This is a genomic window from Klebsiella sp. 141240 (assembly GCF_050600805.1).
Taxonomy (GTDB): Bacteria; Pseudomonadota; Gammaproteobacteria; order Enterobacterales; family Enterobacteriaceae; genus Klebsiella; species Klebsiella aerogenes.
This window is the reverse complement of record NZ_JAQIRK010000010.1, coordinates 102,330-126,141: the sequence shown is the minus strand read 5'-3', so window position 1 is coordinate 126,141 and position 23,812 is coordinate 102,330. Positions and strand designations below refer to the sequence as shown.

The following is a 23,812-nucleotide window of genomic DNA, read 5'->3' as shown; positions in this document are numbered from 1 at the left end:
CGGTCAGTTAAACTGCGTCAGCCATTGACGGTTTATCGTTAACACTTCATCCAGCAGCGCCTGGGCATCGGTGACATTACCGACCAGCGGGTTAGCCACTAGCGCCAGCAGCGCGCTCTCGCGGCAGCCGTGTACCGCGGCTTCGATCGTCAGCCGTTCAAAGGCCTTTACCTGCTGCGTCAGGCCGTTCATCGCCGGCGGCAACGGGCCGAACGCCAGCGGCCGCGCCCCTTGCGCATCGATAATACTGTTGGTTTCCACCACCGCATCATCATCAAGGCCGTGAATCGCGCCGTTGTTGCGGGTGTTTACCACCATCTCCGCGCCCAGGTTGTTGTGAATCGCGTTAATAAGCTCAACGGCCACTTCCGAGTAGTAAGCGCCGCCGCGAAAGCTCAGCTGCTCTGGTTTTTCTTCCAGCTGCGGGTCGGCGTACAGCGCAAACAGCTCCTGCTCGACCTTCATCACCTGCTCGGCGCGGGTGCCTTTGGTTTTCGCTGCGGCGATCTCTTCCGCCAGCATCGCCGGCGTCAGCCAGAAATAGCGATGATAAGGGCACGGAATCGCCTTTAGCGCGCGGAGGAATTCCGCCGGCCACGGCAGTTCTTTAATGTTGTTCATCGACAGCGCCTTACCGTCGCAGAGCATATCGATCACTTTACCGGTGACATCCTCGCGCCCCTGTAGCACCTTATGCACCCAAACCATATGGTTGAGCCCGGCAAAGCGCAGTTTCACTTCGGACTCCTGCGCGCCCAACATGCCGACGATCATGTGCTGCATGTTGATCGGCACGTTGCACAGGCCGATGATCTTCGCCTTGCTGTAGCGGCTGACCGCCTCGGTGACGATCCCCGCCGGGTTGGTAAAGTTAAGAATGAACGCTTCCGGCGCCAGCTGTTCCACTTTGCGCGCAACTTCGAGGATCACCGGGATCGTCCGCAGCGCCTTGGCGAACCCGCCGACGCCGGTGGTCTCCTGGCCCAACAGATGATATTTGAGCCCCAGCCGTTCATCGGCGGCGCGCGCCGCCAGTTGACCGACGCGTAGCTGCGTCAGCACAAAGCTGGCGCCGCGGATCGCCTCATCGAGCGTAAAGTGGACGCTGACCGCCACCTGCTCCAGCCCTTTATGTTTCAACATCCGCCGGGCCAACGCGGCAATGATCTCAACTTTTTCCCTGCCGGATTCGACATCCACCAGCGCCAGCTCGGTGACCGGAAGCTGCTCATAACGAACGATAATCCCTTCAATAAGCTCCGGCGTGTAGCTGCTGCCGCCGCCGATAACGGCGATTTTCAGTGCTTGCATAGTGACCTCTATTCGCATTTTTCGGCATGCAGATCGCCGCGCGCGATCGCCAGGACCGCGCGTGAGGGTGATAAAAACGGGATTAGAAAATTAGCGTTCGAGCAGGGCTAGCGCTTTATCCAGCACCGCGGCGCCGCGCATCATGCCGTAGTCGGCCATATCGATCACCGCCACCGCTTTGCCCTGCGGGGCCGCCAGCGCGGTCAGGCGGCCGGCTTCGTATTTGACCTGCGGCCCGAGGAGGATGACATCGGCGTTCGGCAGTTCGCGTTCAAATTCCGCCACCGCCACCGCGTAGATTTCCAGCGCCAGCGCGCGCTGCTGGGCCTCCGCTTTCATTTTGTTCACCAGCATGCTGGTCGACATGCCTGCGGCACAACAGAGTACGATTCGTGGCATTGCGCTTCCCCTTTGCGTGTTTATCGCTTCAGCCCTCACGGCCTATGCGACTATATTGTTAATATTGTGTGATAGTGAAGGCTATATGAAAATAATTTTCACCGATGTGATCGAGGCTCAATTTTTGCGCACTATTTCTTCGTGCCATTGCGAAATATCGACGCCAGACATAGGAAATCGCCTGCGCAGATGCTATAAAAACGGCTATTCATTAAGTGAAAAATATTTTCAATTCCGGGTACTGCCAAAGGGAACATCAGGATGGATATCGTAGGTCAGCTACAGGAAGGATTGATCCGCTTTAGCGCTCAGGAGTCGCGCGTCGCCGCCTTTATTCTGGAAAATCTTAGCTTTACCGCCAGCGCCTCCATTGATGAGCTGGCCGCCAGCGCGGGGGTCAGCCCGGCCACCATCACCCGCTTCGCCCGTTCAGTGGGCTGTGATGATATTCGCGATTTACGTAAACAGCTGGCGCAGGCCAGCGAACGACGCACCAGCTGGCTCACGCCGGATAGCGCCGCCCTGCCCGTCGCCTGGCGCGACAAACTTAGCAGCCTCGGCGATACGCTAACCCGCCAGCTCGGCCACACCGCCGAAGCGGCGGTGGAGAAGTGCAAATCGCGCCTGCTTAGCGCCCGCGCGGTGCATTGCTTCGCCCTCGGTGCTCAGGATGTGGCGCTGGCGGCGCTGCTGCAGCACCAGCTGCTGCCATCCGGCATCGCGATTAATCTCTGCCAGGAGGCGGCGCTGATGCGAATGACCGCCAGTACCCTTAATGACGATCACCTGCTGCTGGTGCTGGCCACCGCCGAAGCCAATACCGTATTGCAGAGCGCGACGCTGCAGGCGCGTACGCAAGGGGTGACGATTATCGCTCTGACCCCGGAACAGCATGCGCTGGCCGATATGGCAAGCGCCGTGCTTCCGCTGCCAGCCAACCCGCTGCATGCCCGCTACGCCCTGCTGCTGCTGGTCGATCTGCTTAACGATACATTGATTGCCTGAATATTCTGCCCGTTCCTTTAGCGTTCGGGCCCAATTTTTGCTTATATTTTAAGCGCCTAAATTTACATTTACGCCAGCGCCCATCATCCGTACTCTCACCTTTTTACCTTGTTCTGGGTCAATAAAATCGCAAACATCTTTGATGCAAATCACTACATATAGAACTTAAAATGCGCCCCGGCCCTACATATTGTATTAATCGTCTATTATGTCACCATATCTTGTCGTTGTTGGGCGGTGATGAGATGTGGATAAAAAGGGCCGGATCCGAAGGCAAACGCCGCTACTCGTAGCGTGGCGCGCTTTTGGGAGACCTTCCGCCTCTGTGGATAACCTGTTCTATATATGGAGTGATCATGACACCGCATGTGATGAAACGTGATGGCTGTAAAGTGCCGTTCAAGTCAGAGCGCATTAAAGAAGCAATTCTGCGTGCAGCTAAAGCAGCGGGAGTCGATGACGCAGACTATTGCGCCACCGTCGCAGAAGTCGTTAGCCAGCAAATGCAGGGCCGCGCGCAGGTCGATATCAACGATATCCAGACCGCCGTGGAAAACCAGTTGATGTCCGGCCCGTGGAAACAGCTGGCGCGCGCCTATATCGAATATCGCCACGATCGCGATATCGAGCGTGAAAAGCGCGGCCGTCTGAACCAGGAAATTCGTGGTCTGGTCGAGCAAACCAACTCATCGCTGCTCAACGAGAACGCCAACAAAGACAGTAAAGTGATCCCGACCCAGCGCGATCTGCTGGCCGGTATCGTAGCCAAACACTATGCCCGTCAGCATCTGCTGCCGCGCGATGTCGTACAGGCGCACGAGCGCGGCGAGATCCACTACCACGATCTCGACTATTCGCCGTTCTTCCCGATGTTCAACTGCATGCTGATCGATCTGAAAGGCATGCTGACGCACGGCTTTAAAATGGGCAATGCCGAAATTGAGCCGCCGAAGTCTATCTCTACCGCCACCGCGGTCACGGCGCAGATTATCGCCCAGGTCGCCAGCCATATTTACGGCGGCACCACCATTAACCGTATCGATGAAGTGCTGGCGCCGTTCGTCACCGAGAGCTTCAAAAAGCATCGTAAAATTGCCGAAGAGTGGCAGATCCCGGATGCCGAAGGCTATGCGCGTACGCGTACAGAGAAAGAGTGCTACGACGCGTTCCAGTCGCTGGAGTATGAGGTCAACACGCTGCATACCGCCAATGGCCAGACGCCATTCGTCACCTTTGGTTTTGGCCTCGGCACCAGCTGGGAGTCGCGCCTGATCCAGCAGTCGATTCTGCGCAACCGCATCGCCGGCCTCGGCAAAAACCGCAAAACGGCGGTATTCCCGAAACTGGTCTTCGCTATTCGCGACGGCCTGAACCATAAATTCGGCGATGCGAACTATGACATCAAACAGCTGGCATTAGAGTGCGCCAGCAAGCGCATGTATCCGGATATTCTCAACTACGATCAGGTAGTGAAAGTCACCGGGTCGTTTAAAACGCCGATGGGCTGCCGTAGTTTCCTCGGGGTGTGGGAAAACGAGAACGGCGAACAGGTACACGATGGGCGCAACAACCTCGGCGTTATCAGCCTGAACCTGCCGCGTATCGCGCTGGAAGCGAAAGGCGACGAAGCCGCCTTCTGGGCGCTGCTGGACGAGCGCCTGCTGCTGGCGCGCAAAGCGCTGATGACCCGTATCGCCCGTCTGGAAGGGGTGAAAGCCCGCGTCGCGCCGATTCTGTATATGGAAGGCGCCTGCGGCGTGCGTCTGAAAGCCGACGACGACGTCGCGGAAATTTTCAAGAACGGCCGCGCGTCCATTTCCCTGGGCTACATCGGGATTCACGAGACCATCAACGCGCTGTACAACAATCAGCATATGTACGATAGCGAAGCGCTGCGTGAAAAAGGCATCGCCATCGTTCAGCGTTTGCGCGACGCCGTTGAACAGTGGAAGGAAGAGACCGGCTACGGCTTCAGCCTGTACAGCACGCCGAGCGAAAACCTGTGCGATCGCTTCTGCCGCCTCGATACCGCCGAATTCGGCGTGGTTCCGGGCGTGACCGAGAAAGGCTACTACACCAATAGCTTCCATCTCGACGTCGAGAAGAAGGTTAACCCGTACGACAAGATCGATTTTGAAGCGCCGTATCCTCCGCTGGCTAACGGCGGCTTCATTTGCTACGGCGAATATCCGAATATCCAGCATAACCTCAAGGCGCTGGAAGACGTGTGGGATTACAGCTATCAGCACGTACCGTATTACGGCACCAATACGCCGATCGATGAATGCTACGAGTGCGGTTTTACCGGCGAGTTCGAGTGCACCAGCAAGGGCTTTACCTGCCCGAAATGCGGCAACCACGACGCCGCCCGCGTATCGGTGACCCGCCGGGTATGCGGTTATCTCGGCAGCCCGGACGCGCGTCCGTTCAATGCCGGCAAGCAGGAAGAAGTGAAGCGCCGCGTGAAGCACCTGGGCAATGGACAGATCGGTTAAAGACCAATGCGCTTTTCCCGGATAGCGGCGCGCAGCGCCTTATCCGGGCTACCACTACTATTGTCGTAGCCCGGCCGAGCGCAGCGACGCCGGGAAATGGCCCCACTCCTCCGTTTTCGCAAAGCAATTAACGTCAGAGCAAGGCGGCAAACGAAGGAATCCCCAGGAGCGTACATTCAGTACGTGACTGGGGTGAGTGAGCGCAGCCAACGCCGCTATGGCGTTAATTGAGAAGCGAAAATGAATTATCACCAGTATTACCCCGTCGACATCGTCAACGGCCCCGGCACCCGCTGCACCCTGTTTGTCTCCGGCTGCGTCCACGAATGCCCCGGCTGCTACAACAAAAGCACCTGGCGGGTAAATTCCGGTATGCCTTTCACAACCGGGATGGCCGACCGCATCATCGCCGACCTCAACGATACCCGCATCAAACGTCAGGGGCTTTCACTCTCCGGCGGCGATCCGCTGCATCCGCAAAACGTCGCGGAGATCCTCAATCTGGTTCAGCGCGTGCGCGCCGAATGCCCGGGCAAAGATATCTGGGTCTGGACCGGCTATAAGCTCGACGAGCTCAATGACGCACAGATGCAGGTGGTGAACCTGATTAACGTGCTGGTCGACGGTAAGTTTGTGCAGGATTTAAAAGACCCGGCGCTTATCTGGCGCGGCAGCAGCAACCAGGTCGTGCATCATTTGCGATAGCGTTTAGAGCCGTTTATTCGCCTGATGATAGACGGCCGCTTTCTCTCTTTTGCCAATGGCAATAACGTAAACCACCACCACACTATCTCGTACTTGATACACCAACCGATAACCTGACGCCTTAAGCTTGATTTTGTAGCAATCCGGTAAATCGCTCAGCCTGGCCGACTCCATTCGCGGATTCTGCACAATCTGCAGGAGCTTATTTTTGAACTGTTTTTTGACCGTCTCGCCAAGCTTCTGCCATTCGCGCAAGGCTCGTGGATCAAACTCCAGTTCATAGGTCATCCAGACTCACCTTAACCCCCGGCCGTGGGTTTTCCAGCCGCTCGCGAACGGTGCGTAACAACGCCGCTTCGCCATCGCTGATGGTCATACTTTTCACCGGCATGCGGCCATTTTCCGCAATGTATTGAAACAGCAGGCGTACCGCCTCCGTTGGCGTCATATCGAGTTTCTCCAGCACGGCATAAGCCTCTTTTTTGAGTTTATCGTCCAGTCGAACATTGAGCGTGGCCATTATGCCTCCAGAAAGGGGAATTTTGTAATGCAGTATAGCATTACATTTGAATTACATTCGAATCTGGAAAACGCCTCTCAAAACCGGCTGACGCACTCCATCGCCACCGTTTTAAACTCATCGAAGCTGCGGGTCGCGGCGAGGCGGCTCATGGCTCGCTCGCGCAGGAACGTCACGAAAATATCGTAAATCGCCATCGCCTCTTCATACTCGCTCTTACTAATAGCGAGCAGGAAGATGATATGGGCGGTTTCGTCGCCCCAGGCGATTCCCTGCGGAGCAATAACGGTATAGACCACCGTCTTTTTCGCTAACAGGCCGAGGGCGTGCGGCAGCGCAATACCGTCACCCAGCATGGTGCTGACAATCGCTTCACGCTCGACCACCGAATCATGAAACTCCGCATCGACAAAACCTTCTTGTTCCAGCTGCTGGCACAGCTCGGCGAACAATGTTTGCTGATCCATCGGCTTATCGATCACCCGGAAGTGGGCGGCATCGAAGTACTTATTCAACATCCACGGACGGGTACGGTCCACCAGCACCAGCTTGCCAATCTGATCCAACTGGTAATCGGTGGGGAACGGCGCGATGGTCACCACCGGTTTATCTTTTTCGCTAATCCGCACCGTTGAGATAACAAAGTCCTCATCGATCGCTTCTCGCTGTTCGTACTCGCGCTGGGAAATGGTGGCGGCGATCTCCAACTGCGGATATTTACGCTGCAGGATCGCTTCGATCATCCGCACCATCGCATTGCTGGTATCACATACCAGCAGTACGTGCGGTTGGCGCTGGTAGCCAATGTTGTAGTGGCGTTCCAGCCCGACGCCGATATGCAGCACCAGAAAGCCGATTTCGTTTTCGCTGATGGTATAAGGAGTGTATTTACCCCAGCTCGATACCGCGGCAAGTGTCATATCCCATGCCATCGGATAGTGCTGTTTGATGTTATCGAGCAGCGGATTGGGGATCATTATCTGATAGCGCACGCGGGTGATCATGGTCTTAATGTGGGTCAGCAGATCGGCGTGCAGCTGGGCGTCGTCCAGCAGGTTGTAGTTATACTGGCTGTTGATGTAACGCAGAATGTAATTGACCAGCGCTTCGTCATCGTCGGCGCTGATCGTTTCCGGGTCGACATCCTGTACCTGGCGAGCGGCGATATGCACGCATAGCCACTCTTCTTCGGCGGGCGAGAAGGGTTTTCCGGCCAACCGCTGTAGCTCTCCCGCCAAATCACGCGCGGCGTCGCGGACGTTTTGCGCCACATCTTCGGCGCTAAAATCGGCCAGCGGGTAGCCTTCACTCACGCGGCGCACCACAACCGCGCCGTACAGGCAGATAAAGCGCTCGCCGACATCGGTGAGGCGAATATGATGCCGCGTGAGCGTCTCCTGCAGCACCGGTTCCAGTTGCGCAGGAACATCCGCTTCCAGCGCCTCGGCGCTAATCAACGGATTAATGTCGCCCTGCAGCGTCAGCTCCCACAGTAAATCGGTCAGGCAGGCGCGAATCGATACCTCGCTGCCGAACAGCTTCATGCCGTGGCGCGGGCGGGTTTCAAGAGTCAACTGATAACGCTGGAAGCGCTCGCGCACCTCGACCATATCATTCTGCAGCGTGGCGCGGCTGACGAACCACTCATCGGCCAGATCTTCCAGCTTGATGGAGAATGCCGAGGTCAGGAAACGCACCAGCAAAAAGTGGATGCGCTCCTGGGCGGTACGCGGCACGTGCTGCGTCTTCGGCGCCGTCTCCTCCAGCGCCTGAAAACGCGATCGGTCGTCAATCTTCAACTGATAACCGCTACCGCGGTTGAGGGTAAACTGCGCGCCATACTGCGCCAACAGCGCATTCAGCGCGGTAATATCGGCGCGCACGGTACGGGTAGAAACCGACAGCCGCTGCGCCAGTTCATCCTGCGGCAGCGTTTCATTTCGCAGCAGGGTGAAGAGTTGCGCTAAGCGTTGGTTGGGAAATCGCATGTCAGTTCCTTGTTGTTACGGCTCAGGGTTGGGCGGATATCACCATCTGCGATGGGCTACCGACCGGCGTGTAGTCTGAGGCAAAGGTTAATTTGCCATCCTTCGGCGCCACGCTAAAACGGGTAATATTATCGCTACGCTGGTTCATGACGTACAGCCACTGCCCCTGATTATCCAGCGTCAGCGTACGGGGGTAATCCCCACGCGTCCAGATATCCTCCTGGTGGCTCAGGCTGCCGTCAGCCAACACGCTAAAGTGAGCAATGCTGTTATGCAGGCGGTTGGCGACGTATAGCTGTTTGCCATCGTTGCTCAGCACCAGGCCCGCGGCAAAGCTGGTGCCCTTATACTCTTTCGGCAGCGCGGAGACGGTTTTGCCTTCGCGCAGCAGGCCGCTTTGCTTATCAAGATGATAGAAGGTCAGCGTCGACGCTTCTTCGTTAATCAGCCACAGACCGTCGCCCTTTGGCGTAAAGACGAAGTGGCGCGGACCGGCGCCCGGCGACGAGGCGGCGATAAACGGCGGATCGTTTGGCGTCAGTTTGCCGCTGGCGCTATCCAGCCGATACTGATAGATCCGATCCAGCCCGAGATCGGTGGAGTAAACAAACTTTCCGCTGGGATCGGCAGCGATCATATGGGCATGCGGGCCATTGTGATCGCTAATAGCAAAGCTGCCCTCGACGGCCGCCGCCGGACGTTCGGCGCCGGCCGGACCTTCATCCTGATGCACATCCACCGCTTCGCCCAGGCTACCATCTTCTTTCACCGGTAGCACGGCGGTGCTGCCGCTAACGTAGTTGGCCACCAACAGATATTTACCATCCGGCGTCAGGGAGAGATACACCGGCCCGGCGCCGCCGGAGGCAACCTGGTTGAGTTCCGTCAGCTCGCCGTTCTTGTCAATTCGCCACGCCTGCACCACGCCTTTTTCGACTTCACTGGCGGCATACAGCGTTTTGCCATCGCGCGACACGGTTAGCTGCGCGACGTTCGGCAACGAGCTTACCAGCGCCTTATCGCGCAGAGCGCCGGTTTTGGCATCGACGGTAAAGCGATACAGACCTTCGCCATTAGGATTATAGGTGCCAATCCAGGCGTAGTGGGTTTGCGCGGCGGCGCCGGCGGCAAGCAAAGACAGTGAAGCAACAAGCAGGTGACGAGCGGTTGGCATGGTAACTCCTTGATGGTTCGGTGGGATAAGTTTCCCCTCACCCCGGCCCTCTCCCAAAGGGAGAGGGAGAAAACCAGATGGTTCCCTCTCCTTCCGGGAGAAAGTTAGGGTGAGGGGCAAAGGCACTACTTCACTAACTGTTTGGTCATCTCCAGCAACTGGCGCACATCGGCCGGGCGGGTGTTGCCGCTGGCTTTATCGATAATCGAGCTGTAAATATGCGGGATGATTTTACTCACGCCGGCATCCAGCGCGATTTTCAGGATCTCGCTGTAGTTTTCCAGATCGATACCGCCGGTCGGCTCCAGCCAGAAATCGTGCGCGGCGCAGGCTTTGGCGACGGCTTCGAACTCAGCGCGGTGCTTCAGGCCGCCCATCGGGAAGTATTTGATAGAGCTGCCGCCCATATCTTTCAACAGCGCGATGGCGGTTTCCAGCGGAACAATCCCATCCGCCGCGCCGCTGCTCAGCGGGCCGGTTGAGATCTTCACCATTCCCGGCGTGCCGGTCGGCGAGACCAGGCCATTCACCACGGTCTCATTCTGCCCGAGCAGCGCGCGGCTGGTAGCCACGCCGGTGAAGACCTGGTTGACGTGCTGCGGCTGCACCTGGCGAGAAATCTCGCTCACCATCGCCGACTGGTTTGGGTCGCCTGCGCCCAGCCCGACGGAGAGCGCGTTATCAATCAGCTTCGCGTATTCACGCATATCGGCCACCGCGCTGGCGACGTCCGGATAGTTTTTGGAGAGCACGCCGACCAGTACGTGACCTTCCGCCGCGTCGTAAATTTCACGGGCGTTGTCTTTGCTGCCCGCCAGTACGTTCAGACACACGCGGTCACGGTAAAAGTTTGGGGTCAGTTTCATGCTTTTTTCTCCTTATTCAGAACTTCTGCGATGCGGCGAGCGACCACCTCCAGCTGCTGCGCGTTCACGCTGCGGACATCGGCTTCAATAATGCCTTCATTCGCTTTATAGCCGCGGAAGTAAATGGCGTATTCGCCCTGCTTGAGCGCGTTAACCAGATCGCCGGTATTCACGCCAGTGGTCGCTTCATCAAATTTAATTTCGGCACGAGCGATATCGCGGCCCGCGCTATCCCACACCACCCGCGCGGTCACGCCGTTGAGAGTGTTTAGCTGTTCGATAAACGGCGTCATCTTGGCTACCATCTGCTGGCCGCTCTCTTTGGTCGCCGTCAGGTAGTGTTCAATCGCGCAGGTCAGGCCGAGGATGCCCTCTTTGCCCACTTTCATCGCCCGGCCAATTCCCATCGACTGGCGTTTAACCCATTCAACGTACTGGGTTTTGCCAATCACCAGCCCGCTGGTCGGCCCTTCAATCGCTTTCGCGCCGCTGTAAATCACCAGGTCGGCGCCCATGCGGTAGTAGCACTGCAGATCTTCTTCCGCCGCCGCATCGACGATCAGCGGTAAGTTATGCTGGCGCGCCACTTCCGCGGCCTGCGCGACGTTAAGCATGCTTTTTTGCACGCAGTGGTGGGATTTGATATACAGAATCGCCGCGGTGCGCGGAGTGATCGCCGCCGCCAGCTGTTGGGCAGAACATTCGTTGGCGTAGCCCGCTTCCACCAGCTTACCGCCGCCCAGCGCCACCATGGTGCCAACCGGCGCGCCGAAGTTGACGTTATGGCCCTTCGGCAACACGATTTCGTTATTTTCAATCGGGGTAACGTGCAGGTTTTCCAGCAGCCAGTCGCTGTCTTTCACCAGCACCGCTGCGACCGACTGGGCAATCCCCGCCGACGCGCAGGAGACAACGGTCGCCCCTTCCACATCCAGCAGTTTGGCGATGTACTCGCCGGTTTTATTCACCAGGTCTTTCATTTCAAAGTACTGGTTCATACCGGCCATCGCGGCTTCAACCACTTCCGGGCGCGGCGTGGAGACGCCCAGCGCCGTCATCCGGCCTGAAGTATTAATAACTTGTTTTAAATGGTATTTCTCAAAAATCGAAGGCATGTTCCGCGCTCCCTTGTTCGGTCAGATAGCCCTTGCCCGCGCGAATCGCGGCCAGCGGCACCAGAATGTTGTCAGCCTGCAGGCTCTCTTTTTCGGCATCCACCAGCAACGTGGGCTGATGCTGCAGGCTAAATAGCGTTAAATCGGCATCAAAGCCCGCTTCCAGGCGCCCTTTACGCGCCAGGCGCAGCCCCTCGGCGGCGCTGACGGTCACGCAGTCAATCACCTGCGGCAGGGTCATGCCGATGGCGAGGAACTTCGACATCACCAGCGCCAGCGAGCGCACCGGGCCATCGATACGGTTACGGCAGTAAATATCGGAGCTAATGGTGTGCGGCAGAATGCCCATCGCAATTGCCCGCCGCGCCACTTCAAAGCTGAAACTTGCGGTACCGTGGCCGACATCGAGTCGCACGCCGCGCTGCAGAGCGCGAGTAATGGAGCTGCGCAGCTCGCCGGCAGGATTAAGAATACGGTTCGGCTTGCCGTTATAGCAGTGGGTAATGATGTCGCCGCTGCTCAGCAGATCGGCGATTTCATCGAGGTTCGGCGGGTTATTGCCGATGTGCACCATCAGCGGCAGATCGCCGTTTTCCTGCTGAATGGCCTTGGCGCGCGCCAGCGGCGTAATGCCGTTTTCGCCGACGACGCTGCTGCTCATCCGCGCCTTCAGGCCGACGATAAAGTCAGGATGACGCTGCACCGCCTGCTGCACCGCGGCGGCGTCGATATTGGCCATATTCGCCAGCTCATTCTGCGCAATCAGCCCGACGCGGGAGATGTTGAGCAACGCATAAACTTCCGTCGCCGCTTTGCGGGTCAGTTGATAGAAGTCATCAACGTCGTCGGCGCCGGTGCTGCCGGCATCGATCACGGTGGTGACGCCGGTGGCGATGCCGACGCTATCCGGCTCATCGTGATAAATCGGTGAATTCGGGTAGCAGTGAACGTGAGAGTCAATCCAGCCAGCGCTGACGTAAACGTTGCCGTTCAGCTCAATGGTTTTACGGGAGGGCGCGCTAATCTCGCCCAGCGCCGCGATTTTCCCGTCCTGGATGGCGATATCAGTCAGGGTATCGTCGACGAGGCGCGCACGGCGCAGGAGTAAATCAAACATAGCTATCTCCTGATGAAAGAGTGAATCTGTTGCCGGATGGCGGCGTACCGCCTTATCGGGCCTACAAATCGCGCTGACTTGTAGGCCAATAAGCGCAGCGCCATCGGGCAATTAGCTAATCGCAATCGGGAAGATGGAACCGAGGATCATCGCGCCGAGGATGGCGCCGCCGGTGATCGGTTTCTGCCAGATGTAGAACAGCAGTGCGCCAACCAAAGAACCAATCCCAATAGGAATAGACGCCGTCATCGCGCTGAGGATGATCAATGGACCGAGGAAGCGGCCGGAGGCGTTACCGGCCCCCATCATCACGTCAGCGCCGTAGGTAGAGTCGCTCTGGTTGATGGTGAACTTACGCGCCAGAATGATGATGTAGCCGACCGCCAGGCCGAGGATCAGGCCGGTTGCCAGCGACGCGGCGAAGTTCGCCACCGGGAAGACAAAGCCCGCGCCGAGCAGCAGCGCCGGTACGCCGAGGCCGATACCGGTCTGAATGGCGCCGCCGATATCCAGAATCCCCACCAGCGAACCTTCGATGATGCGGGCGAACAGGAAGCTCGCGCCGAATGCCGCCACCGCGCCGTACGCGCCGGTATCAATCCCTGCCTTCAACATCGCCACGAAGGCCACTTCGTTAAAGGCGCCGATGCCGTACAGATAGTACATGTGCGTCCCGGCGAAGACGCCGGAGGAGAGCAGGCCAACAAAGATCGGGAACGACCAGTCGGCATACCAAAAACCTTTATTCTGTTCCATTATCAGGCTCCCGTTACTTGCCGCTGAGTGAGTTGTGGATCATGTCCAGCCAGTTCGGCACGGTCAGATGGAAGGATTCGAGCATCTTCATGTCGAAGCCGCGGAAGAAGCCGCTGAGGACAAACAGCGCGACAATGGCGATCATCATCACTTTGGTTACCCGGTTCCAGCCGCTCTCTTCTACGCCTTTACCGATCAGGATCCCCAGTACCAGACCCGGTACGGCGTTACCCATAATCAGCTGCGCCGCGCCGCCGAAAATCGTCGCCCAGAAGCCTGATTTCTTACCGGCATCAATAGCCGCCAGCCAGAAAATCACCGGCATCACGGTGTTCACCAGCAGGTTTGCCGCCGGAACCAATACCTTAACGGCGGTGACCTGCAGCGCTTCCGGTACGGAAGAGGCGGTCAGGTTAAGGAAGGCGACGACGATCATGCCGATGATGCCGCAGGCAATCGCCATTTTTTTCGGATCGTGTAGCGTTTCGCCAACGTTACGATTTTTCACCATCAACGCCGCCGCGCCCCAGTTCGGGATAATGCGGTGGTCAACGTCCTGGGTGAAGGAGCCTGCTGCAACGGAAGAGGCCCAGGCGTTAAAGAAGAAGCCGAGACCAAAAGAGAAGTGAGAAGCCGGATCGCCTTCGCAGGAATTCAGCTCGCCCAAGGTACGAAACGCCCCCATCCCTTGCGTGGTGGGCGCGTGAAACATGCGTGCCGCTCCGGCGCCCACGCCGACGCCGACCAGGCCGCCGATGATGAGCGATTTTATTAAAATTATCAGGAACATAATCTGACCCTTTGGTAACAATCAGGTTTGCGTGACGAAATCCACTTTATCGAGATCGATGGCGGTCACGTTGACGGTGACGTCCAGCTCCACGCTGTAGGTCCGTCGTTCACGGCGCAAAAAGATGAACAGAAACGCCTCTTTTCGTACCGCTTCGCGCGCATGAACAACCGTCACGTCCTGTGGCTCAATACGCAGTAGGATGCGCGATGATGACTTCATCACCGCAGCCTGCACATGGTTCAGGGCATCGGCGAAGGCCCGTGATTTGCTTTCGCCTTTGCCTGCAACCCTCACCGTGGTGGTGAATTGCTCTTTCATACTTATGCGCCGTATTTCTTTTTCCAGGCTTCAACCAGACGCTCGCCCAGCTCTTCTTTATCCATGAAGCCGAAGCCCAGCACGTTGCAGCCTTCGTTGATGGCGGTGACGCCCTCTTCAATAGAACGCATGCCGTATTTTGCTTTGTAGCCGTACTTGGTCTGCGCGGTGATAGCGCCTGCGCCGCCGCTGCCGCAGAAGGAGATGCCGAAAGAGGCGTTTTCCGCTTTCATCATGTCGCCAAGTTTCATGTCTGCAGCAACGCCAGGGACGACCACTGCACGTGCGCCGGCTTTTTCTGCGCCTGCCGCGACTTTTTGTCCTTTACCCAGACGGTCGCCAATAACTACGGTGATTTGTTCCATGTTTTGCTCCTTACAGGTTTTCTTTTGCGACTTCGAAGTGGACGGACAACAACCATGCCTCTTCATCAGGCAGGTTGCCGAACTGTGCGACCACTTCGCGGGCCAGCATCATTGAATCTTCAGAAATTTCTTCGAACAGACTGGCATCCACTTCCGGTAGCGGTTCGCCGCTGATTGACCGGTGGGCCATGGCCCGCACGTGGGAAGTCAGCATTTGCTCCTGAACGTCGTTAGGGACGATGTCGTGACGGCTTAACAGGGCGAAGACCTGCTGTAACATCTTGTCAGCCAGGCGTTCGGTCTGCGCCGCCTGCTCCCCTACGTCGTTTATTACCGCTCCGTTATTCACTTGTGTTACCCCGCTGATGTCTCTGGAATCCAAAGTAGCGCCGGGGGTCAGGAGTTTGTAGCGAGTTGTTTTCCACTTCGAAGTGGAAAGGGAGAAGGCTTAGGTGATCGACTCCACATATTCACCGGATAAATGTAAAAACAGGCGATATGACGTGATACGCATCACAACAATGCGCGAGGTTGAGCGGAAAAAGACCGGAAAAAGAAAAGGGAAAAATGTGATACAGGTAGGTTTTTAGGCGGGAGACATCGGCTGACGCCTCCCGAAAACGGCGATTAGCGATACTTCTTATGGTAGGTATTGCGGGTAGTTTTGAAGTCCTCCGCGGCGGCCTGCGCCTCTTTCAGCTTACCGGCGTCAGCTAACTTCAGCGCGCCGTCGATCTGGCCGACCAACGTCTCCAGACCGTGGCGGAAATCTTTCATCTCCGGGCTATCGGCCGCTTTGCCTTCCAGTTTTGGCGGCGTCTCTTTCTGGGCGTCAACCGCAGCGGTACGCATCTTATTCAGCGCCGCTTTCAGCTCGCCAATGTCTGAGGTTTTCTGTACCACCTGCAGGTTTTCCGCAAGGGTGTCCATGTCTTCGCCAAGGTCGGCGAACGCCGATGCCGAACCGAGCGCAAAAGCAGAGACGGCCAGCATCGCTAACAGTTTTTTACGCATTGCTCACTTCCTTTTTATTATGAAGATATCAAGCGGGCGCGGCAGGACGCGCCCGGCACACAGGTCATTGACCGGCGATTTTCATTTCCGGCAGCAGTACGGAACCACACTGAATATTGCTGCGCGTTTCGATATCGTCGCCGACGGTGACAATATTACGCCACATTTCTTTCAGATTTCCGGCGATGGTGATCTCACTGACCGGATACTGAATTTCGCCGTTTTCTACCCAGAAACCGGATGCGCCGCGCGAGTAGTCGCCGGTCACGCCACTGACACCCTGCCCCATCAATTCGGTGACCACAAGCCCGGTGCCCATCTCTTTAAGCATCTTTGCAAAACTCAGGCCGCGGCCGTTGATGCGCCAGTTATGGATGCCGCCGGCGTGGCCGGTGCTTTTCATACCCAGCTTACGCGCGGAGTAGTTAGTGAGCAGCCACTGGGTCAGCACGCCGTCTTTGATGATGTCGCGACGTTCGGTGCGCACGCCTTCGCTGTCGAACGGCGTGGAGGCCAGCCCCTTCAGCAGATGCGGATGTTCTTCGATGGTCAGCCACTCCGGCAGGATCTGTTTGCCGAGGGAGTCGAGGAGGAAGGTCGATTTACGGTAGACCGCGCCGCCGGCGATCGCCCCAACCAGGTGGCCAAACAGCCCGGTAGCCACTTCGTTGGCGAAGATAACCGGCGCTTTCATCGTCGACAGCTTACGCGGCGCCAGGCGCGACAAAGTGCGGCGGGCGCATTCGTTGCCGACCCACTCCGGGGTCTGTAAATCGCCAAGGGCGCGGCCAATGGTGTAGGCATAGTCGCGTTCCATATCGCCGTTTTCTTCGGCAATCACGCAGCTGGAGAGCGAGTGGCGGGTAGAGCAATAGCTCTGGAGCATGCCATAGCTGTTACCGAACACTTTAATTCCATAGTGGCTGTTGAAGCTGCCGCCTTCGGTATTGGTGATACGTTTGTCGGCCTGCAGGGCGGCCTGCTCGGCGCGGGCCGCCAGCTCGATGGATTCATCGGGGGAGACCTCCGCCGGATGGAACAGGTCCAGATCCGGGGCGTCAAAGGCCAGCAGTTCTTTATCCGCCACGCCGGCAAACGGGTCCGGCGAGGTGTAACGCGCGATATCCAGCGCCGCCTGCACGGTACGGGCGATAGCGTCCGGGCTCAGGTCGGTCGAAGAGGCGCTGCCTTTACGGTTTTGATGATAAACGGTGATGCCGAGCGCGCCGTCGCTATTGAATTCAACATTCTCCACCTCACCGTAGCGGGTGCTGACGCCGATGCCGGTGGTCTTGCTGACGGAGACTTCCGCACCGTCGGATTTGCCTGCCGCCAGTTCCAGTGCCGTACTAACGGCTTCTTCCAGCGTCTTACGCTGCTGTGCAACTTGAGAGATGACTTTCATTGCTAATGCCATAATGTAAGAAGGAGTTAACTGAAGTCTAACAGAGAACCGTTTTTCAGTGCGCGCCTTAACTGGTAACATTAGCCTCTTTTTTAAGGAGCCTGAGATGACAAAGCAGCCCGAAGACTGGCTCGACGACGTGCCCGGTGATGACGTTGAAGATGAAGATGATGAAATTATCTGGGTCAGCAAGAGTGAAATTAAGCGCGATGCGGAAGAACTGAAGCGTCTTGGCGCGGAAATGGTAGACCTTGGTAAGAACGCGCTGGATAAGCTGCCGCTCGATACCGACCTGCGCGACGCCATTGAACTCGCCCAGCGTATCAAGAAAGAAGGCCGCCGCCGCCAGCTGCAGCTGATTGGTAAAATGCTGCGTAACCGCGACGTCGATCCGATTCGCCAGGCGCTGGATAAGCTGAAGAACCGTCACAACCAGCAGGTGGCGCTGTTCCATAAGCTGGAACAAATCCGCGATCGCCTGATTGATAATGGCGATGATGCTGTCGTAGAGGTATTGAACCTGTGGCCAGACGCTGACCGTCAGCAGCTGCGCTCACTGATCCGCAATGCCAAAAAAGAGAAAGAAGGCAACAAGCCGCCAAAATCCGCGCGCCTGATCTTCCAGTATCTGCGCGAACTGGCCGAGAACGAAGGCTAATTCCCACGCTAACCGCCATCTCCCGGATGGCGGCGCGTTGCGCCTTATCCGGGCTCCCCCATCACCTCACGCCCTAAATCCTCGGCAAACTGCTGATACTGCGCCGCATCGATCGGTTGCGGACAGCTCAACACCAGCAGTTCATGATCGTCGATCCCTTGATGATAGGTCGGATGGCGGTGCGCCCAGGCATTGGCATGGAATCCCATCGACTGATAAAAACGCAGCCGCTTATGGGCGATTTCGCTGGTGAGCGGATCGATTTCCAGAATAGTCAGCGGCGCACGCGTCAGGATCTGCGCCAGCAGCTGTTTGCCATAGCCGCGCGAACGCAGGGTGTCGTCAATCGCCAGATGTTCGATATAGCTATAACCGGCAAACTGCCAGCAGCCGCTCAGGCCAATAAATATCCCGTCATCAAACCAGGCTTCCAGCGCATAGTGCGGGTTGCTCAGCGCCTGAAGTTTGGCGTCGCTTTCGCGCTGTTCGTGCCATGGAAAGGCGCGGGCGTACAGCGCGTCAAGCGCGGCGAAATGGGGCGAATCGGTAGAAAGTACTCTTTCACAGGTCAGCATCACACAATCCCTGGTGGCGAAAACAAAACTGCCCTCACGCGGAGGGCAGTAACCGGAAGCGTTCGCGCTTACTCTGCCGCGGCCGCTTTTTGCGCCAGTTTATCCAGCAGCTTCTGATGAATGCCGCCAAAGCCGCCGTTGCTCATCACCAGAATATGGTCGCCCGGATGCGCGGTTTTCACGATCATATCCACCAGCGTATCGACGTCGGCGCTCCAGTGCGCCGGCTGTACGCAGGCTTCCGCCACTTCCGCCACCTGCCATGGGATATGCTGCGGCTGTAGCAGGAAGACTTCATCGGCGCGGCCCAGAGACGGCGCCAGATCGTCTTTGCAGACGCCCATTTTCATGGTGTTGGAACGCGGCTCCAGCACCGCCAGAATACGCGCGGTGCCGCCGACTTTGCCGCGCAGCGCCTGCAGCGTCGCGAGAATGGCCGTCGGATGGTGGGCAAAATCGTCGTAGACGGTCACGCCGTTGGCTTCGCCGCGCAGCTCAAGGCGGCGGCGGGCGTTGATAAAGCTGCCCAGCGCGTTAGCGGCATCCGCCGGCACCACGCCAACATGACGCGCCGCGGCAATCGCCATCAGGCCGTTGTGCATATTATGTTCGCCGACCAGCGCCCAGTTCACTTCGCCAACTTTTTCGCCGTCGAGCAGGACTTCCCACTGCGAGGCATCGGCGTTGAGTTTCTTCGCCTGCCAGTGGCCCTGTTCGCCCACCAGCTCCTGTTCGCTCCAGCAGCCCATCGCCATCACCTGCTTCAGGTTGATGTCGCTCTCCGGCAGAATAATCTTGCCTTTGCCCGGCACGATGCGCACCAGGTGGTGGAACTGTTTCTGAATCGCTTTCAGGTCGTCAAAGATATCCGCGTGGTCAAACTCAAGGTTATTGAGGATCAGCGTGCGCGGGCAGTAGTGAACGAACTTAGAACGCTTGTCGAAGAAGGCGCAGTCATATTCGTCGGCTTCAATCACGAAGAACGGGCTATCGCCCAGGCGTGCGGAAACTTCGAAGTTCCCCGGTACGCCGCCGATAACGAAGCCCGGCTTATAGCCGCAGGCTTCGAGGATCCACGTCGCCATACCGGCGGTGGTAGTTTTACCGTGGGTACCGGCGACGGCCAGCACCCAGCGGTCGCGCAGCACGAAATCGTGCAGCCACTGCGGACCGGACATGTACGGAATGTTGTTTTCCAGCACCGCTTCGACGCACGGATTACCGCGGGTCATGGCGTTACCGATAATCACCAGGTCCGGCTGCGGGTCCAGTTGGCTAGCGTCGTAGCCCTGAATCAGATCGATGCCCTGATTTTCCAGCAGGGTGCTCATTGGCGGATAAACGTTAGCATCCGAGCCGGTTACTTGATGCCCGAGGGAACGTGCCAGCATTGCCAGCCCCCCCATAAACGTGCCACAGATTCCTAAAATATGAATGCGCATTCGTTACTTCCCTCATTAATCTGACCCGCATTTTACCCATATGTATGCCCCCTGAGAAATGCATTTCAGGCAAATCTGCATTTGCTGGCGCGATTCACCTGTGCGCAGTTTTTTTATTATTTGTTAAGATTGTTGCGTTCGTTTTACTCAACATAAAAATGCAGGGAACGAGTTATGAAAACGTTAGGTGAATTTATTGTCGAAAAGCAGCACGAGTTCTCCCACGCTACCGGTGAGCTGACTGCTTTGTTGTCGGCAATAAAACTGGGCGCCAAGATCATCCACCGCGATATCAATAAGGCCGGTCTGGTCGATATCCTGGGTGCCAGCGGTGCGGAAAACGTTCAGGGTGAAGTTCAGCAGAAGCTGGACCTGTTCGCGAATGAAAAATTAAAAGCTGCACTGCGCGCACGTGATATCGTCGCCGGTATCGCCTCGGAAGAAGAAGATGAAATCGTGGTCTTCGAAGGGTGCGAACACGCCAAATACGTTGTGCTGATGGATCCGCTGGATGGCTCCTCCAACATTGACGTTAACGTCTCCGTGGGGACTATCTTTTCTATCTACCGCCGCGTCACGCCGGTCGGGACGCCGGTCACCGAAGAAGACTTCCTGCAGCCGGGTAACAAACAGGTTGCCGCGGGTTATGTGGTTTACGGCTCCTCCACCATGCTGGTCTACACCACCGGCTGCGGCGTGCACGCCTTTACTTACGACCCGTCACTCGGCGTCTTCTGCCTGAGCCAGGAGCGGATGCGCTTCCCGGAGAAAGGCAAAACCTACTCCATCAACGAAGGTAACTACATCAAGTTCCCGATGGGCGTGAAGAAATACATCAAGTACTGTCAGGAAGAAGATAAAGAGACCCAGCGCCCGTACACCTCGCGCTATATCGGTTCTCTGGTGGCTGACTTCCACCGTAACCTGCTGAAAGGCGGCATCTACCTGTATCCAAGCACCGCCAGCCACCCGCAAGGTAAACTGCGTTTACTGTACGAATGCAACCCGATGGCGATGCTGGCGGAACAGGCTGGCGGCAAAGCCAGCGATGGTAAAGAGCGTATTCTCGATATCATCCCGGAAAGCCTGCACCAGCGCCGTTCGTTCTTCGTCGGCAACGACCACATGGTAGAAGACGTCGAGAACTTCATTAAAGAGTTCCCGGACGCCTGATAACGCGGGCGCCCTCTAATGGGCGCCCGTTTTTTTAACTGACGAACGTCAATTGCACTCGTTTCGCTTTAAGAAAATAAGGGATAAAGATTGCGGAAATAACGCTGAACCCCCCCAGACAAAGCAAATCCCAAGCCGCAAATTGCCCCATTAAGATGTGATACGTAAGAATAGCCTTGATGAATAATGCAAGCCACCACGCAATCAGTAGCCCTATATAAAACTGCGGCAACTGACGTTTTTTCCGCCAGAATAGCGTGATAACGTAATTCGCCAGAAAGAATACGCTCGCAGCAAAAAACAAATTAAAAAGAATAAAAAATTTCACATAAAAACCAAGAGGATAGAAGTACATCTGAAACCAGTAACAATAGCAGAGCTGGCAAGCCAACATCAGACCACTAATAATAATAAGCGGTAATAAAAATGCCGGAATGTATAGCCAGCCACTAATATTATCACCTTGTTTTATTTTATTTTGCACATTGTTATCTATCCGCGCACAGTCGCTTTCACAATGCAAGTTCATCGTCATAATCCCTTATCTACTTTCCTTTTTTCGCAGCAAAAGCGACTATAGCAAATAATTTTCGCTTCTCAAATTGGCTGTTTTTTTCCCTCATTATTTATTCGGCGGACAACAGCATTTTGCCTGTTTTCCCACAGCACCGTCAGCCCACGCTGCAGCGCAATGAAGATAAACAGCAGGATGCCGATGGCTATCTTCGTCCACCATGAACTGAGCGTACCGTCAAAGTTGATGTAGGTCTGAATAAGCCCCTGAATCGCCACGCCGAACAGCGTCCCCAGTACCGTTCCGACGCCGCCGCTCAGCAGCGTGCCGCCTATCACCACCGAGGCGATGGCATCCAGTTCCACGCCGACGCCCGCCAGCGCGTAGCCCGCCTGGGTGTAGATAGAGAAGACGATGCCGGCAAGCGTCGCCAGGCCAGTCGACAGCATATAGATGCGAATAGTGGTGCTACGCGTGGAAATGCCCATCAAATTGGCCGACGTGGCGTTGCCGCCGATGGCGTAGACCTGATTGCCAAAGCGGGTACGGTGGGCGAGGAAAATGCCCAGCACCACCACCAGCAGCATCAGCAGCCCCATCGCGCTCAGGCGGCCGCCGCCGGGGATGGTCCACGCCAGCCCGGACAGAGTGTCATACAGCGGGTGGTTAATGGGAATCGACTCTTCCGAGACCAGATAGCTAACCCCACGCAGGAAAAACATGCCGGCGAGGGTGATGATAAATGCCGGGATTTTTAGCGCATCGATCAGTAACCCCATAAACGCGCCGAAGGCGCAGCCCATGGCCAGTACCAGCGGGAAAGCCAGCAGCGGCGAGATCCCCCAAAAGCCGATCGCTTTGGCGAGAAACACGCCGGTGAAGGCAATCACCGACCCGACCGACAGATCGATACCGCCGCTGAGGATCACGAAGGTCATGCCGACGGCGATGATCCCAAGGAAAGCGTTATCGGTCAGGATATTGCAAATCACCCGCGTCGACGCAAACCCCGGAAACTGGGTCAGGCAGTAGAGATAGCCCAGCACGAATACCGCGAGGGTAATCATCAAAGGTAAATTACGTTTTATCACGGCCGCGTACCCCTTTCAGTAGACCGATAAAGCGCGGCGACTGAACGATCAGTACGCACAGCACCACCACCGCTTTCACCACCTGGTTGAGCTCCGGCGGGAAACCGGAGAGTAAAATCCCGGTGTTCATCCCCTGGATAATCAGCGCCCCCACCACCGACAGCAGCAGATTAAAGCGCCCGCCCATCAGCGAACCGCCGCCGATCACCACCGCCAGGATGGCGTCCAGCTCCAGCCATAATCCGGCGTTGTTGGCGTCGGCGCCGCGAATATCCGCCGCCACAATAATCCCGGCAATCGCCGCACAGATGCCGCTCAGCACATAGGCCAGCATCACCACAATGCGGGTATTCACTCCGGCATTTTTCGCCGCGCGGATATTGATCCCCACCGCTTCAATAAACATGCCGAGCGCGGTCCGGCGGGTAAACAGCCAGAACAGCAGCAGCGTTGCGACGGCGATAATCACCGGCGTCGGTAGCAACAGCAGCGATCCGCTACCGAGCCAGGAAAGCGCCGGCGAATCAAAGGTGACTATCTGCCCGGAGGTAATCAGCTGCGCGACGCCGCGTCCGGCGACCATCAGGATAAGCGTGGCCACGAAGGGCTGGATCTTCAGCACGGCCACCAGAATGCCGTTCCACAGGCCAGCCAGCGCGCCTGCGCCCAACGCGGCGAGCAGCACCACCGGCAGGCTGTGCCCGGCGACGGTCATCGAGGCGGCGGTCGCCCCGGCGATAGCCATCACCGCGCCGACCGACAGATCGATGCCGCCGGTGGCGATGACCAGCGTCATGCCAATCGCCAGCAGCGCCACCGGCGCCGCCCGGTTGAGAATGTCAATCGGGCTGCCAAACAGCCGCCCATCCTGCAGCAGCACCTGGAAGAAATGCGGCGCCACCAGGCTATCCACCGCTAATACCAGCAGGAGAGCGATAATTTGCGGCATCCCTTTCGGCCAGCTAAAGCGCCGTTTTGGCTGTCCGCTTTGTGGTACGGTTCTGGGCATCATG

At 57.1% G+C, this 23,812-nt stretch carries 26 protein-coding genes; 5 read left to right on the top strand and 21 right to left on the bottom strand.

Going from position 1 to position 23,812, the window contains the following annotated elements; genetic code table 11:
* Positions 1 to 3 precede the first annotated feature (3 nt).
* The gene (locus PGQ95_RS17775; RefSeq protein ID WP_032709707.1) at positions 4 to 1,311 is read right to left on the bottom strand and encodes a 6-phospho-beta-glucosidase; all 1,308 of its coding nucleotides are present in this window, start codon (positions 1,309 to 1,311) and stop codon (positions 4 to 6) included.
* 90 nt (positions 1,312 to 1,401) lie between these two features.
* Entirely contained in the window at positions 1,402 to 1,710 is a 309-nt protein-coding gene (locus PGQ95_RS17770; RefSeq protein ID WP_020079792.1) for a PTS sugar transporter subunit IIB, read from the bottom strand.
* A 261-nt stretch (positions 1,711 to 1,971) separates the two neighbouring features.
* Here PGQ95_RS17770 and PGQ95_RS17765 point away from each other — a divergent pair, with 261 nt between their 5' ends.
* The 3 genes from PGQ95_RS17765 (at position 1,972) to nrdG (ending at position 5,915) form a co-directional block, all read left to right on the top strand.
* Positions 1,972 to 2,715 (top strand): MurR/RpiR family transcriptional regulator, encoded by a 744-nt coding sequence (locus PGQ95_RS17765; protein ID WP_213317463.1) that lies wholly within the window; start codon positions 1,972 to 1,974, stop codon positions 2,713 to 2,715.
* Positions 2,716 to 3,071: 356 nt separating this feature from the next.
* Complete coding sequence (nrdD, locus tag PGQ95_RS17760) at positions 3,072 to 5,210, top strand: anaerobic ribonucleoside-triphosphate reductase (protein ID WP_087858331.1); 2,139 nt, start codon at positions 3,072 to 3,074, stop codon at positions 5,208 to 5,210.
* A gap of 240 nt (positions 5,211 to 5,450) precedes the next feature.
* Complete coding sequence (gene nrdG / locus PGQ95_RS17755) at positions 5,451 to 5,915, top strand: anaerobic ribonucleoside-triphosphate reductase-activating protein (protein WP_047055717.1); 465 nt, start codon at positions 5,451 to 5,453, stop codon at positions 5,913 to 5,915.
* 3 nt (positions 5,916 to 5,918) lie between these two features.
* On the opposite strand, the gene PGQ95_RS17750 is transcribed toward nrdG, so the two are convergent.
* The 14 genes from PGQ95_RS17750 to pmbA form a co-directional block, all read right to left on the bottom strand.
* Positions 5,919 to 6,203: a type II toxin-antitoxin system RelE family toxin gene (locus tag PGQ95_RS17750; protein ID WP_430918892.1), complete on the bottom strand. Its 285-nt coding sequence runs from the start codon at positions 6,201 to 6,203 to the stop codon at positions 5,919 to 5,921.
* Positions 6,193 to 6,435 (bottom strand): type II toxin-antitoxin system RelB/DinJ family antitoxin, encoded by a 243-nt coding sequence (locus PGQ95_RS17745; protein ID WP_002886901.1) that lies wholly within the window; start codon positions 6,433 to 6,435, stop codon positions 6,193 to 6,195. Before PGQ95_RS17745 ends, PGQ95_RS17750 begins: the two co-directional genes overlap by 11 nt.
* A gap of 77 nt (positions 6,436 to 6,512) precedes the next feature.
* Positions 6,513 to 8,423: a BglG family transcription antiterminator gene (locus PGQ95_RS17740; protein ID WP_430918888.1), complete on the bottom strand. Its 1,911-nt coding sequence runs from the start codon at positions 8,421 to 8,423 to the stop codon at positions 6,513 to 6,515.
* 22 nt (positions 8,424 to 8,445) lie between these two features.
* Positions 8,446 to 9,597, bottom strand: coding sequence for a lactonase family protein (locus PGQ95_RS17735; protein ID WP_087858329.1), 1,152 nt, complete (start codon positions 9,595 to 9,597; stop codon positions 8,446 to 8,448).
* 125 nt (positions 9,598 to 9,722) lie between these two features.
* Positions 9,723 to 10,463 (bottom strand): 2-dehydro-3-deoxy-phosphogluconate aldolase, encoded by a 741-nt coding sequence (gene dagF, locus PGQ95_RS17730; RefSeq protein ID WP_020079796.1) that lies wholly within the window; start codon positions 10,461 to 10,463, stop codon positions 9,723 to 9,725.
* Complete coding sequence (locus PGQ95_RS17725) at positions 10,460 to 11,578, bottom strand: DgaE family pyridoxal phosphate-dependent ammonia lyase (RefSeq protein WP_411325472.1); 1,119 nt, start codon at positions 11,576 to 11,578, stop codon at positions 10,460 to 10,462. The genes dagF and PGQ95_RS17725 overlap by 4 nt, the downstream gene beginning before the upstream one ends.
* Positions 11,562 to 12,695 carry an amidohydrolase/deacetylase family metallohydrolase gene (locus tag PGQ95_RS17720; protein ID WP_213317456.1) on the bottom strand — a complete coding sequence of 378 codons (1,134 nt, stop codon included), beginning with the start codon at positions 12,693 to 12,695 and terminating at the stop codon, positions 11,562 to 11,564. The genes PGQ95_RS17725 and PGQ95_RS17720 overlap by 17 nt, the downstream gene beginning before the upstream one ends.
* A gap of 111 nt (positions 12,696 to 12,806) precedes the next feature.
* Complete coding sequence (locus PGQ95_RS17715; protein WP_015368573.1) at positions 12,807 to 13,451, bottom strand: DUF4310 family protein; 645 nt, start codon at positions 13,449 to 13,451, stop codon at positions 12,807 to 12,809.
* A 13-nt stretch (positions 13,452 to 13,464) separates the two neighbouring features.
* On the bottom strand, positions 13,465 to 14,241 hold the full coding sequence (locus PGQ95_RS17710; RefSeq protein ID WP_015368574.1) for a DUF4311 domain-containing protein: 777 nt from the start codon (positions 14,239 to 14,241) through the stop codon (positions 13,465 to 13,467).
* Between the two features lie 21 nt (positions 14,242 to 14,262).
* Positions 14,263 to 14,562 (bottom strand): DUF4312 family protein, encoded by a 300-nt coding sequence (locus tag PGQ95_RS17705; RefSeq protein WP_015368575.1) that lies wholly within the window; start codon positions 14,560 to 14,562, stop codon positions 14,263 to 14,265.
* A gap of 2 nt (positions 14,563 to 14,564) precedes the next feature.
* Positions 14,565 to 14,927 carry an SFCGS family glycine-rich protein gene (locus PGQ95_RS17700; RefSeq protein WP_015368576.1) on the bottom strand — a complete coding sequence of 121 codons (363 nt, stop codon included), beginning with the start codon at positions 14,925 to 14,927 and terminating at the stop codon, positions 14,565 to 14,567.
* A gap of 10 nt (positions 14,928 to 14,937) precedes the next feature.
* Positions 14,938 to 15,276 (bottom strand): PRD domain-containing protein, encoded by a 339-nt coding sequence (locus PGQ95_RS17695; RefSeq protein WP_015368577.1) that lies wholly within the window; start codon positions 15,274 to 15,276, stop codon positions 14,938 to 14,940.
* Positions 15,277 to 15,554: 278 nt separating this feature from the next.
* Positions 15,555 to 15,941 (bottom strand): cytochrome b562, encoded by a 387-nt coding sequence (gene cybC, locus PGQ95_RS17690; RefSeq protein ID WP_015368578.1) that lies wholly within the window; start codon positions 15,939 to 15,941, stop codon positions 15,555 to 15,557.
* Positions 15,942 to 16,005: 64 nt separating this feature from the next.
* Positions 16,006 to 17,358 (bottom strand): metalloprotease PmbA, encoded by a 1,353-nt coding sequence (pmbA, locus tag PGQ95_RS17685; protein ID WP_430918885.1) that lies wholly within the window; start codon positions 17,356 to 17,358, stop codon positions 16,006 to 16,008.
* A gap of 94 nt (positions 17,359 to 17,452) precedes the next feature.
* Here pmbA and yjgA point away from each other — a divergent pair, with 94 nt between their 5' ends.
* Positions 17,453 to 18,004 carry a ribosome biogenesis factor YjgA gene (yjgA, locus tag PGQ95_RS17680; RefSeq protein WP_015368580.1) on the top strand — a complete coding sequence of 184 codons (552 nt, stop codon included), beginning with the start codon at positions 17,453 to 17,455 and terminating at the stop codon, positions 18,002 to 18,004.
* Positions 18,005 to 18,048: 44 nt separating this feature from the next.
* Here yjgA and PGQ95_RS17675 read toward each other — a convergent pair whose 3' ends face one another.
* Positions 18,049 to 18,579 (bottom strand): GNAT family N-acetyltransferase, encoded by a 531-nt coding sequence (locus tag PGQ95_RS17675; RefSeq protein ID WP_430918883.1) that lies wholly within the window; start codon positions 18,577 to 18,579, stop codon positions 18,049 to 18,051.
* A 68-nt stretch (positions 18,580 to 18,647) separates the two neighbouring features.
* On the bottom strand, positions 18,648 to 20,021 hold the full coding sequence (mpl, locus tag PGQ95_RS17670; RefSeq protein ID WP_087858324.1) for a UDP-N-acetylmuramate:L-alanyl-gamma-D-glutamyl-meso-diaminopimelate ligase: 1,374 nt from the start codon (positions 20,019 to 20,021) through the stop codon (positions 18,648 to 18,650).
* Between the two features lie 174 nt (positions 20,022 to 20,195).
* On the opposite strand from mpl, the gene fbp reads away from it, so the two are divergent.
* Positions 20,196 to 21,194, top strand: coding sequence for a class 1 fructose-bisphosphatase (gene fbp, locus PGQ95_RS17665; RefSeq protein WP_015368583.1), 999 nt, complete (start codon positions 20,196 to 20,198; stop codon positions 21,192 to 21,194).
* Between the two features lie 34 nt (positions 21,195 to 21,228).
* Here the strand turns inward: fbp and PGQ95_RS17660 are convergent, their stop codons facing one another.
* From PGQ95_RS17660 to ytfT, 3 genes are all read right to left on the bottom strand, one after another.
* The gene (locus PGQ95_RS17660) at positions 21,229 to 21,729 is read right to left on the bottom strand and encodes a DUF2569 family protein (RefSeq protein WP_430918881.1); all 501 of its coding nucleotides are present in this window, start codon (positions 21,727 to 21,729) and stop codon (positions 21,229 to 21,231) included.
* A gap of 62 nt (positions 21,730 to 21,791) precedes the next feature.
* Positions 21,792 to 22,799 (bottom strand): galactofuranose ABC transporter, permease protein YjfF, encoded by a 1,008-nt coding sequence (yjfF, locus tag PGQ95_RS17655; protein ID WP_087858322.1) that lies wholly within the window; start codon positions 22,797 to 22,799, stop codon positions 21,792 to 21,794.
* A complete protein-coding gene (gene ytfT / locus PGQ95_RS17650) occupies positions 22,786 to 23,811 on the bottom strand; it encodes a galactofuranose ABC transporter, ATP-binding protein YtfT (RefSeq protein WP_015704197.1) in 1,026 nt (341 codons plus the stop codon). The genes yjfF and ytfT overlap by 14 nt, the downstream gene beginning before the upstream one ends.
* Between the last annotated feature and the right edge of the window lies 1 nt (position 23,812).

Coding starts and splice junctions, on each gene's coding strand:
- PGQ95_RS17675 (WP_430918883.1), bottom strand. CDS start 18,579: ATGCTGACCTGTGAAAGAGTACTTTCTACCGATTCGCCCCATTTCGCC.
- PGQ95_RS17750 (WP_430918892.1), bottom strand. CDS start 6,203: ATGACCTATGAACTGGAGTTTGATCCACGAGCCTTGCGCGAATGGCAG.
- PGQ95_RS17720 (WP_213317456.1), bottom strand. CDS start 12,695: ATGTTTGATTTACTCCTGCGCCGTGCGCGCCTCGTCGACGATACCCTG.
- fbp (WP_015368583.1), top strand. CDS start 20,196: ATGAAAACGTTAGGTGAATTTATTGTCGAAAAGCAGCACGAGTTCTCC.
- ytfT (WP_015704197.1), bottom strand. CDS start 23,811: ATGATGCCCAGAACCGTACCACAAAGCGGACAGCCAAAACGGCGCTTT.
- PGQ95_RS17700 (WP_015368576.1), bottom strand. CDS start 14,927: ATGGAACAAATCACCGTAGTTATTGGCGACCGTCTGGGTAAAGGACAA.
- PGQ95_RS17710 (WP_015368574.1), bottom strand. CDS start 14,241: ATGTTCCTGATAATTTTAATAAAATCGCTCATCATCGGCGGCCTGGTC.
- PGQ95_RS17770 (WP_020079792.1), bottom strand. CDS start 1,710: ATGCCACGAATCGTACTCTGTTGTGCCGCAGGCATGTCGACCAGCATG.
- dagF (WP_020079796.1), bottom strand. CDS start 10,463: ATGAAACTGACCCCAAACTTTTACCGTGACCGCGTGTGTCTGAACGTA.
- PGQ95_RS17715 (WP_015368573.1), bottom strand. CDS start 13,451: ATGGAACAGAATAAAGGTTTTTGGTATGCCGACTGGTCGTTCCCGATC.
- PGQ95_RS17725 (WP_411325472.1), bottom strand. CDS start 11,578: ATGCCTTCGATTTTTGAGAAATACCATTTAAAACAAGTTATTAATACT.
- mpl (WP_087858324.1), bottom strand. CDS start 20,021: ATGCGCATTCATATTTTAGGAATCTGTGGCACGTTTATGGGGGGGCTG.
- PGQ95_RS17735 (WP_087858329.1), bottom strand. CDS start 9,597: ATGCCAACCGCTCGTCACCTGCTTGTTGCTTCACTGTCTTTGCTTGCC.
- PGQ95_RS17765 (WP_213317463.1), top strand. CDS start 1,972: ATGGATATCGTAGGTCAGCTACAGGAAGGATTGATCCGCTTTAGCGCT.
- PGQ95_RS17745 (WP_002886901.1), bottom strand. CDS start 6,435: ATGGCCACGCTCAATGTTCGACTGGACGATAAACTCAAAAAAGAGGCT.
- PGQ95_RS17775 (WP_032709707.1), bottom strand. CDS start 1,311: ATGCAAGCACTGAAAATCGCCGTTATCGGCGGCGGCAGCAGCTACACG.
- cybC (WP_015368578.1), bottom strand. CDS start 15,941: ATGCGTAAAAAACTGTTAGCGATGCTGGCCGTCTCTGCTTTTGCGCTC.
- nrdD (WP_087858331.1), top strand. CDS start 3,072: ATGACACCGCATGTGATGAAACGTGATGGCTGTAAAGTGCCGTTCAAG.
- PGQ95_RS17660 (WP_430918881.1), bottom strand. CDS start 21,729: ATGACGATGAACTTGCATTGTGAAAGCGACTGTGCGCGGATAGATAAC.
- yjgA (WP_015368580.1), top strand. CDS start 17,453: ATGACAAAGCAGCCCGAAGACTGGCTCGACGACGTGCCCGGTGATGAC.
- PGQ95_RS17740 (WP_430918888.1), bottom strand. CDS start 8,423: ATGCGATTTCCCAACCAACGCTTAGCGCAACTCTTCACCCTGCTGCGA.
- nrdG (WP_047055717.1), top strand. CDS start 5,451: ATGAATTATCACCAGTATTACCCCGTCGACATCGTCAACGGCCCCGGC.
- pmbA (WP_430918885.1), bottom strand. CDS start 17,358: ATGGCATTAGCAATGAAAGTCATCTCTCAAGTTGCACAGCAGCGTAAG.
- PGQ95_RS17705 (WP_015368575.1), bottom strand. CDS start 14,562: ATGAAAGAGCAATTCACCACCACGGTGAGGGTTGCAGGCAAAGGCGAA.